The 9,532-nt window shown below is 65.9% G+C and carries 6 protein-coding genes and 1 pseudogene; 2 read left to right on the plus strand and 5 right to left on the minus strand.

From position 1 onward, the window contains the following. A partial coding sequence (polA, locus tag NUU27_RS23765) for a DNA polymerase I (protein ID WP_257764781.1) occupies window positions 1-1,941 on the plus strand: 1,941 nt, incomplete at its 5' end. A 102-nt stretch (window positions 1,942-2,043) separates the two neighbouring features. Here polA and NUU27_RS23770 read toward each other — a convergent pair. Both NUU27_RS23770 and NUU27_RS23775 read right to left on the minus strand, forming a co-directional pair. Continuing rightward, window positions 2,044-2,883 (minus strand): outer membrane protein, encoded by an 840-nt coding sequence (locus NUU27_RS23770; protein ID WP_257764782.1) that lies wholly within the window; start codon window positions 2,881-2,883, stop codon window positions 2,044-2,046. Window positions 2,884-3,083: 200 nt separating this feature from the next. Beyond that, window positions 3,084-3,935 (minus strand): outer membrane protein, encoded by an 852-nt coding sequence (locus NUU27_RS23775; protein WP_257764783.1) that lies wholly within the window; start codon window positions 3,933-3,935, stop codon window positions 3,084-3,086. 301 nt (window positions 3,936-4,236) lie between these two features. Between NUU27_RS23775 and NUU27_RS23780 the strand changes: the two genes are divergently transcribed. Beyond that, the gene (locus tag NUU27_RS23780; RefSeq protein WP_257764784.1) at window positions 4,237-5,097 is read left to right on the plus strand and encodes a DUF6692 family protein; all 861 of its coding nucleotides are present in this window, start codon (window positions 4,237-4,239) and stop codon (window positions 5,095-5,097) included. 58 nt (window positions 5,098-5,155) lie between these two features. Here the strand turns inward: NUU27_RS23780 and glmM are convergent, their stop codons facing one another. The 3 genes and pseudogenes from glmM to NUU27_RS23795 form a co-directional block, all read right to left on the minus strand. Then, window positions 5,156-6,508, minus strand: a complete 1,353-nt coding sequence (gene glmM, locus NUU27_RS23785; RefSeq protein ID WP_257764785.1) for a phosphoglucosamine mutase — start codon at window positions 6,506-6,508, stop codon at window positions 5,156-5,158. 292 nt (window positions 6,509-6,800) lie between these two features. After that, window positions 6,801-8,744: an ATP-dependent zinc metalloprotease FtsH gene (gene ftsH, locus NUU27_RS23790; RefSeq protein ID WP_257764786.1), complete on the minus strand. Its 1,944-nt coding sequence runs from the start codon at window positions 8,742-8,744 to the stop codon at window positions 6,801-6,803. A gap of 115 nt (window positions 8,745-8,859) precedes the next feature. After that, window positions 8,860-9,532: pseudogene (locus tag NUU27_RS23795) on the minus strand (tRNA lysidine(34) synthetase TilS); the annotation flags it as partial.

The following is a 9,532-nucleotide window of genomic DNA, read 5'->3' on the forward strand; positions in this document are numbered from 1 at the left end:
GCCGCCGGCGCGGGCGATGCCGCCACGCCGCAGAAGCTGGCCGACCAGGTGGCCGCTGCCGCCCCGGCGCAGACCATCGACCGCTCCGCCTACCAGTGCATCCGCGACCTGGCGGCGCTGTCGGCGTTCATCGAGGATGCCTATCAGACCGGGCTTCTCGCCTTCGACACGGAAACGACTTCGCTCGACCCGATGCAGGCGGAGCTGTGCGGCTTTTCGCTGGCGACGCGGCCCGGCCGGGCCGCCTATGTGCCCCTGTCGCACAAGAACGGCTCGGGCGACCTCCTCGGCGGCGGGCTGATCGACGGCCAGATCGGCGAGAAGGAGGCGCTCGACGCCATCCGCCGGGTGATGGCCGATCCGGCGGTGCTGAAGATCGGCCAGAACCTGAAATACGACTGGCTGCTGATGTATCGGCTCGGCGTCGAGATCGCCAATGCGGACGACACGATGCTGATCTCCTATGTGCTCGATGCGGGCACGGGCAGCCACGGCACGGTGAGCCATGGCATGGATGCGCTGTCGCAGCGCTGGCTCGGCCACACGCCGATCCCCTACAAGGAGCTGACGGGCTCGGGCCGCGGCCAGACGACCTTCGACATGGTCGATCTGGAGCGCGCCACGGCCTATGCGGCGGAAGACGCCGACGTGACGCTGCGGCTGTGGCAGGTGCTGAAGCCGCGGCTCGCCGCGTTGGGGCTGGTCTCGGTCTATGAGCGGCTGGAGCGGCCGATGATCCCGGTGATCGGCCGCATGGAGCATCGCGGCATCGAGGTTGACCGGCAGATCCTGTCGCGGCTTTCCGGCGATTTCGCGCAGACGGCGGCGCGCATGGAGGACGAGATCTATGAGCTGGCCGGCGAGCGCTTCACCATCGGCTCGCCGAAGCAGCTGGGCGAGATCCTGTTCGGCAAGATGGGCCTGCCGGGCGGCTCGAAGACGAAGACCGGGCAATGGTCGACCTCGGCCCAGGTGCTCGAGGACCTGGCCGCCGCCGGCCATCCGCTGCCGCGCAAGATCGTCGACTGGCGCCAGGTGACGAAGCTCAAATCCACCTACACGGACGCCCTGCCCGGCTATATCAACCCGCAGACGAAGCGCGTTCACACCTCCTACGCGCTGGCCTCGACGACGACGGGCCGCCTCTCCTCCTCGGAGCCGAACCTGCAGAACATCCCGATCCGCACGGCGGAGGGCCGCAAGATCCGCGCCGCGTTCGTGGCGCCGGGCGGGACCAAGCTGATCTCGGCCGATTACAGCCAGATCGAGCTCAGGGTGCTCGCCCATGTGGCGGACATACCGGAGCTGAAGCAGGCCTTCGCCGACGGGCTCGACATCCATGCGATGACCGCCTCGGAGATGTTCGACGTGCCGGTGGAAGGCATGCCGCCCGAGGTGCGCCGGCGCGCCAAGGCGATCAATTTCGGCATCATCTACGGCATCTCCGCCTTCGGCCTGGCCAACCAGCTCGGCATCCCGCGCGAGGAGGCCGGCGCCTATATCAAGCGCTATTTCGAGCGTTTTCCCGGCATCAGGGACTATATGGACAACACCAAGGCGCAGGCGCGCGCCAAGGGCTACGTGGAGACCATCTTCGGGCGCCGTGCGCATTATCCCGAGATCCGCTCGTCCAACCCGCAATTGCGTGCCTTCAACGAGCGGGCGGCGATCAACGCGCCGATCCAGGGCTCGGCGGCCGACATCATCCGCCGTGCCATGGCGCGCATGGACGAGGCGCTGCGGGAGGCGGGCCTGGAGACGGTGAAGATGCTGCTCCAGGTGCATGACGAACTGGTGTTCGAGGCGCCGGAGGAGATGGTCGAGAAGGCGATTCCGATCATCTGCTCGGTGATGGAGAACGCCGCCCTGCCCGCCCGCGCCCTTTCCGTGCCGCTGCAGGTGGAAGCGCGCGCCGCCGACAATTGGGACGAGGCGCATTGAGGCGCGAAGCGGCGGGAGCACCATGAAAACCCGCCGGATGGCCCCAACGAAAAACCCCGCCGATGGGCGGGGTCTCGAAATCGTTTCGGGTGCGGAGCCCGCTCACCAGAGCTCGTAGCGCAGGCCGACGCGGATCTCGTGGCTGGAGAAGCCGGGATCGCTGGCCTGGATGCCCGTCGCGCCGGCCGCCGCGGTTGCCGAATCCCAGCCGAACATGTCGCCGCCGGCCACGTTGCGGTAGCGGTAGTTCAGGTCGACCTTCATGTTGTCGGTGAGGTCGTAGGCGACGCCGGCCATCAGCGCATAGGTGAAGCGCCAGTCGGATTCGCCGCCATGCGTCGAGCTGCCGACCAGCGCCGGGGCGGGGCAGGCACCACCGACGCAATAGGCGCTGTTGGTCAGGTCGTCCCAGCTCACATAGGTGTAGCCGATGCCGGCGCCCACATAGGGGGTGAAGCCGACGAAGGTGCCGAGATCGACATAGCCGTTGAGCATGGCCGAATAGGCGGTGAACTCGGATGCATCCTCCGAGCGGCAGGTCGTTCCCGCCGGGCTGCCGGGACACGGGGTGGCGCTGGAGGTGGTGCCGCTGAAGCCGGCGCTGAAGCGATCGAGCGTCACGTCGGCGCGCAGCCAGTCGGTGAAGGAATAGCCGACGCCGACGCCGAAGCTGAACTCCTTGGACAGCGAGGCGGTGTCGAAGCTGTCGCTGCCGTAGTTCAGGCCGTCGAAGGTGCGGTAGGTGAAGGGATCCCGGCCCTCCGTCTTCAGCGAATAGCCGATGTCGCCGCGCAGATACCAGCCGCTGCCGATCTCGACGGGGACGAGGTCCGGCGCCTGCTCGATGATCATCGGAGGATCGTAATCGGCAGCCCCGGCAGGGGCGAGAGGAACGATGCCGAGAACGGCAACTGAAAGAAACAGGCGAGAAACTGTGTGCATGATCCAAACTCCGCGTATCACGACGGATTTGGAAGCCCCCCGTCGCCAATCGGAGCCATTGTTAACCATCCCGGTTAAGCGGCGGTTAAGGCTAACAAGGGGTTAGCGCCATTCTTGCTGGAACGCCGGCTTTCGCTCGGTCCGATCAAAAAAACGCCCGGCACGAGGCCGGGCGGTTCCGATGATTGATGCTGTCGCGTCTACTTGTAGACCGGCGGCTCGTAGGGCGGCGGTTCATAGCTGACCACCTGCGGTGCCGGTGCGCAGTTGGCGTTGCCGGGACCGAACTGATAGCGCAGGCCCGCGCGCGCCTCGTGGACGTTGATGCCCTTGTCGAAGCCAGGCGCCACGCCTGCCGCATATTCGAACATGCGGCCGCCGTTGATGTGCGTGAAGCGGTAGCCGATATCGAGGTTGAGGTTCTCCGTCAGGCAGTAGGAGGCGCCGGCCATCAGGGCATAGGCGAAGCGCCAGTTGCTGGAGCCCTTGTGCACCACGGTCGGGCCGCCGGAGATGACATTCTCCAGGTCGTCCCACATCACATAGGCACCGCCGATGCCGGCGCCGACATAGGGCGTGACGCCGTGATAGGTGCCGAGATCGACATAGGCATTGGCGAGCAGCAGGAGCGCGCTGTAGGCGGATACGTCGGTCGACGTGCAGGCGACGCCGCCGCAGATGCCCGAGGTGGTGCCTTCGAAGTCGGACTTGAACCAGTAGTCGCCGGTCAAATCCGTGCGCAGATATCTGTTGATCTGATAGCCGACGCCGGCACCGAGCGACAGCGCGCCCTTGAGCTTGGTCGTGTCGAAATCATCCGTGCCGGGCGCGACGTTGCCGCAGCAGCCATAGGTGATGTATTCGGTGCCGCGCAGCTTCGACCAGTGATAGTCGATGTCGCCGCGGATGTACCAGCCGCCGAAGGCCGGCTCGGCGACGGGGAGCGGCGGCGGCGCCTCGACGACCGGCGGTATATAGAGATCCGCTGCGTGAGCGAGTGTCGGGACCACAAGCAGCAAGGCCGCCCCGAGAGCCTTCAGGTGTTTCAACATAGCTTCCCATCCTTGGCGTCGCCGCTGCCCCCCGGGGCACATGGGCGGATTGCAAGTCGACGGGATATTTGAACAAAAAAGTTAAGTACGGCTTAACCTTAAGCCTTAACCACGTTGAAAATGCACGCAAGACGCGAATATGCGCGGCAGCGGCGGCCGGCGAAGGCGCTCCGGAGCATGCAACCTTCCCGCCCCTCCAGCCGGTTTGGAGGAACCTCGGGAGTATTTTTCGGTTGAAGGAACAGATCCCCGGGGGAGCCGGCGCGGCCATCGCTTCAGCGACCGGCGCAGGAGAGCGAGCATGTCCTATATCCGCTTCGGCCTGATGATCCTCACCTCCACGGTGGTGATGTTCATCCTGATGTATCTCAACACCTATGCCTGGGAGCACGTCTTCTTCAGCGAGACCCGCACCTATATGGCGATCCTGATGGGGGCGACGATGGCCGTCGTCATGCTCGCCTATATGCTGGGCATGTATGCGAACCGGCAGCTCAACATCGCGATCTTCGCGGGAGCGGCGATCGTCTTCGCGCTGTCCCTGTGGCTCGTGCGCAGCCAGGCCACGGTCTCCGGGCCGAGCTACCTGCGCGCCATGATCCCGCATCACTCGATCGCGATCATGACGTCGGAACGCGCGCAGATCCGGGATCCGCGGGTGCGCAAGCTCGCCGACGAGATTATCGAGGCGCAGCGCCGCGAGATCGCCGAGATGGGCTACCTGATCGCGGATCTTTCCTCGGGAAGGGTGGTGGAAAGCACCTATGAGGATCCGCCTGCCGCGCCGGGCACCGTCGAGGATGCCCTGTCAGCCGCCCTTGTCAGCCAGCTCGACCTTGCGTCGATGCCGCAAGCGGAGGCGGACCGGGTTCTCGAAGCGGACGCCCACTGCACATTCAGGTGGGGGGCCGAGGCCGATCCGATCCTCTGGATCGCGGGCGACGGCAGGGCGGCCATGAAGCTGAACGGGGTTCTCGTCACCGCCGAGTCGGCCGACGGCCGGCAGGCAGGCTCGGCGGAATTCTCGGCGCCGGGCATGACGGTCACCGTCCGGACGCTCGGCGAAGATGCCGACTGGCGCGCCGACGCGGAACTCGTCTTCCGCCTCGATCAGGGCCTGACCGTCGGATATCGCGGCTTCTATTCCTGCAGGAGCCGATGAGGGACGGAGACGCGTCCGACCGGTCGTCGGAACCGGAGCAGGCGCTCACGCAAGGTGCCTACGCGGCGTCCTTGGAATCGCTGATGGCGTGGATGATGTCATCGACGACGCTTTCGACCAGCGACGGGTCGTCAGCCTCCGCCATGACGCGGATCAGCGGTTCGGTGCCGGAGGGGCGAATGACCAGACGGCCCTTGTCGCCGAGACGCGATTCGGCTTCGGCGATCACCGCCTTGACCGGGGCGCTCTCAAGCGGCTTTCCGCCGCTGATGCGAACGTTCTTCAGGAGCTGGGGGACCGGCTCGAACTTCTTGCAGACCTCGCTTGCCGGCTTGTTCTGCCGCTTGATGCAGGCGAGCACCTGTAGGGCGGCCACAAGGCCGTCGCCGGTGGTCGAGAAGTCGGACAGGACCACATGGCCCGACTGCTCGCCGCCGACATTCAGGCCGTTGGCGCGCATGCGCTCGACCACGTAGCGGTCGCCGACCTTGACGCGGTGCAGATCGAGCTTCAGGTCGCCGAGGAAGCGTTCGAGGCCGAGATTGGACATCACCGTGGCCACCACGCCGCCGCCGGCAAGTCGGCCGGCCTGCTGCCAGGATTCGGCGATCAGCGCCATGATCTGGTCGCCGTCGATCACCGTGCCGTTCTCGTCGACGATGACGACGCGGTCGGCGTCGCCGTCGAGCGCGATGCCGATGTCGGCGCGCACCTCGTGCACCTTCTTGGCGAGGCTCAAGGGGTGGGTGGAGCCGCAATCCTCGTTGATGTTGACGCCGTTCGGCTCGACATGGATCGGCACGACCTCGGCGCCGAGCTCCCAAAGGACCGCCGGAGCGACCTTGTAGGCGGCGCCGTTGGCGCAATCGACGACGATGCGCAGGCCCGACAGGGACATGGAGCGGGGCAGGGTGCGCTTGGCGAACTCGATGTAGCGGTCATGCACGCCGTCGACGCGCTTGGCGCGGCCGAGCGCCCCGTTGTCGGCCAACGCCAGCTCGACCTCCTTGTCCAGCATCGCCTCGATGCGGCCCTCGATCTTGTCGGAAAGCTTGTAGCCGTCCGGGCCGAACAGCTTGATGCCGTTGTCGAAATAGGGATTGTGCGAGGCCGAGATCATGACGCCGATATCGGCGCGCAACGAGCGTACCAGCATGGCGACGGCGGGGGTCGGGATGGGGCCGAGCAGAAACACGTCCATGCCGGCGGCGCAAAAGCCCGAGACCAGGGCGTTCTCGATCATGTAGCCCGAAAGGCGCGTGTCCTTGCCGAGGACGACCCTGTGGCGGTGGCTGCCGTTCTGAAACGACAGGCCGGCCGCCATGCCGACCTTCATGGCGATCTCGGCCGTCATCGGGAAACGGTTCGCGCGGCCGCGGATACCGTCTGTACCAAAATACTTCTTTGCCATTGTGTCCTTAGTCCCGCCCGCCGGGCGCGCTCGGCCTGCCTTGCTGCGTGTTGAAGCCTTGTCTGTCAAAGCGGCGTCCCTCAACCCACTGTCTGCCACAGGACCGGTGATCGGATGCATCAAATTCTGTGAGGCAGTGTAATGGTCCCAATATAAACGTCAGCTTGCCTGTTATGCTTAACGAACGACTAATTGGCGGGCAACTGTGCTGCCATCTTGTTGCGGTCGATCCACGCGAAATCGCCGTGAACCAAGTTCACGGCGATTGTCGTTCGCGGCACTGGCGATGCGATCAGCCTTGCGGTTGCGGCTCCATGCCGCCTTCCGGCTCCTCGCCGTCCTTCTTCTTGCCCTGCTTGCGGGCGCCGCCGGTCTTGGGGACGGCCGAGCCGCGCGAGGGCGGCGTGTCGTCGCCCATGTCGCGCGACGGCTTCTCGCCGCGCAGCAGCGCCTGGATCTCGTCGCCCGACAGCGTCTCGTATTCGAGCAGGCCTTCGGCGATGGCGACCCAGCCCTTCTTCTGCTTGGTGAGGATGGCGCGCGCCGTGGTATAGGCCTCATCGATCAGGCGACGCACCTCGCTGTCGATCTTCTGCTGCGTCTCCTGCGACATGTTCTGCTGGCGTGCCACAGAATGGCCGAGGAAGACCTCTTCCTGGTTTTCGCCATAGGCGACCTGGCCGAGCTCGTCGGAGAAGCCCCACTGGGTGACCATGGCGCGGGCAAGCTTGGTGGCCTGCTCGATGTCGGAGGAGGCGCCGGAGGTGATGTTCTCCTTGCCGAACTTCAATTCCTCGGCAACGCGGCCGCCCATCATGATGGCGAGGCGCGAGATCATCCACTTGTAGCTCATCGAGTAGCGGTCGCCCTCGGGAAGCTGCATGACCATGCCCAGCGCGCGGCCGCGCGGAATGATCGTCGCCTTGTGGACGGGATCGGCCTTCGGCACGTTGAGGGCGACGATGGCGTGGCCGGCCTCGTGATAGGCGGTCAGCTCCTTCTCTTCCTGGGTCATGGCGTGCGAGCGGCGCTCGGCGCCCATCATCACCTTGTCCTTGGCGTCCTCGAACTCCTGCATGGTGACCAGGCGCTTGTTGCGCCGCGCGGCCATCAGAGCGGCCTCGTTGACGAGGTTGGCGAGATCGGCGCCGGAGAAGCCGGGCGTGCCGCGCGCCATGACCTTCAGGTCGACATTCGGCGCCAGCGGCACGTTGCGCACATGCACCTTCAGGATCTTCTCGCGGCCGGCGACGTCCGGGTTGGGCACCACGACCTGACGGTCGAAGCGGCCGGGCCGCAGAAGTGCGGGATCGAGCACGTCCGGGCGGTTGGTGGCGGCGATGAGGATGATGCCCTCATTGGCCTCGAAGCCGTCCATCTCGACCAGAAGCTGGTTCAGCGTCTGCTCGCGCTCGTCATTGCCGCCGCCGAGGCCGGCGCCGCGATGGCGGCCGACCGCGTCGATCTCGTCGATGAAGATGATGCAGGGCGCGTTCTTCTTGGCCTGCTCAAACATGTCGCGCACGCGGCTGGCGCCGACGCCGACGAACATCTCGACGAAATCCGAGCCGGAGATGGTGAAGAACGGCACGTTCGCCTCACCCGCCACGGAGCGCGCGAGAAGCGTCTTGCCGGTGCCGGGAGGGCCGACGAGCAGCACGCCACGCGGAATCTTGCCGCCGAGGCGCTGGAATTTCTGCGGATCGCGCAGGAACTCGACGATTTCCTCCAGATCCTCCTTGGCCTCGTCGACGCCTGCCACGTCCTGGAACGTGACGCGGCCATGCGCCTCGGTGAGCAGCTTGGCCTTCGACTTGCCGAAGCCCATGGCCCGGCCGGAGCCCGACTGCATCTGGCGCATGAAGAAAATCCACACGCCGAGGATCAGGATCATCGGCAGCCAGGAGATCAGGTAGCCGAGGAAGGAGTTGGAGCCGTCGGATTCGGGCCGCGCATTGATCGTCACGTTGCGCTCTTCCAGGCGCTGCACCAGCGACGGATCGCCGGGCGAATAGGTCTGGAACGGCGTGCGGTTGCCGGTGTAGGTGCCGGTGATGCGGTTGCCGGTGATGGTCACGGACTCGATGCCGCCCGAGGAGAGTTCCTGCAGGAACTGCGAATAGGCGATGTCGCGCGTCGCACCGCGCTGCTGAGGCGCCTGGAACAGGTTGAAGAGCGCGATCAGCAAGACGGCGATAATCGCCCACAACGCAAAGTTTCTATAATTCGGATTCATATAAGTCCCGCATACTCGCCGAACCCGGCGATCATCCGTTTTTCGTGGTCATGATTAACATAGGGAGCCGCTGCAATCTTGCCAAGCCGAGTGCCGTCGCCCGTTCCCCTTTAGGTTAAGCCTCCGTGGCGATTGTGTTCGGGTGATGGCAGGGGATAACCGTTTTTCCGCCGAGCGCCGTAAGGACCGCATTGGCGGGGGCGATGTCGAAGGATGGGAGCAGGCGTGCCCACGGGGCGGGAACGGCAATGCCCGCCGCTGCGGACGGGCCACGCGCCGGGCCAAGGCAGATGTCGTCCCGCCAAAAGGCCGGTTCCGCCGATTGTGCTGAAAAAAGAAGGTCCTGCGGCAGGCAGTGCGGTCGATCGGGCGGCAGTTTCGCCGCTTCGCGGCCGAAAGGAGCGATCCGCATCGACGGCTCGGCGGCAAGCCAATAGCGGCCGTCCCAGAGGATGGGGCTTCCGGTGCCTTCCACCGCGGGCAGATTGCGCCGCTCGCGGTGCAGGTGGACGCCGGCCTTGCGGACGGAGAACACGGCCCGCGACAATGTGGCGCAAACGTGATGGCGCACCGCCAGAAACGCCTGTTCGGCCGCTGCCAGGCCGGCAAGCTGGCCGGTGCCGCCGGCCATCGCGGCGGCAATGCGGAAGGCGTAGAGGGCGGCCGCCCGGTCGGCCGCTTCGAAGAGGTTCGCATCGAGGCGGTAGAGGCCGGGGGCGACGGGGTGGAGATGGGCGGCGATCAGCGCCGCCGCCCGCGTTCCGAGCGCGGTGCGGTCGGCCGCCGCC

The organism is Nitratireductor sp. ZSWI3, from assembly GCF_024655565.1.
In the GTDB taxonomy this organism is placed as follows: domain Bacteria; phylum Pseudomonadota; class Alphaproteobacteria; order Rhizobiales; family Rhizobiaceae; genus Nitratireductor.

Bases quoted from the DNA above. Each gene is read 5' to 3' on its own strand.
- NUU27_RS23770 (WP_257764782.1), bottom strand. From the start codon at position 2,883: ATGCACACAGTTTCTCGCCTGTTTCTTTCAGTTGCCGTTCTCGGCATC.
- NUU27_RS23775 (WP_257764783.1), bottom strand. From the start codon at position 3,935: ATGTTGAAACACCTGAAGGCTCTCGGGGCGGCCTTGCTGCTTGTGGTC.
- NUU27_RS23780 (WP_257764784.1), top strand. From the start codon at position 4,237: ATGTCCTATATCCGCTTCGGCCTGATGATCCTCACCTCCACGGTGGTG.
- glmM (WP_257764785.1), bottom strand. From the start codon at position 6,508: ATGGCAAAGAAGTATTTTGGTACAGACGGTATCCGCGGCCGCGCGAAC.
- ftsH (WP_257764786.1), bottom strand. From the start codon at position 8,744: ATGAATCCGAATTATAGAAACTTTGCGTTGTGGGCGATTATCGCCGTC.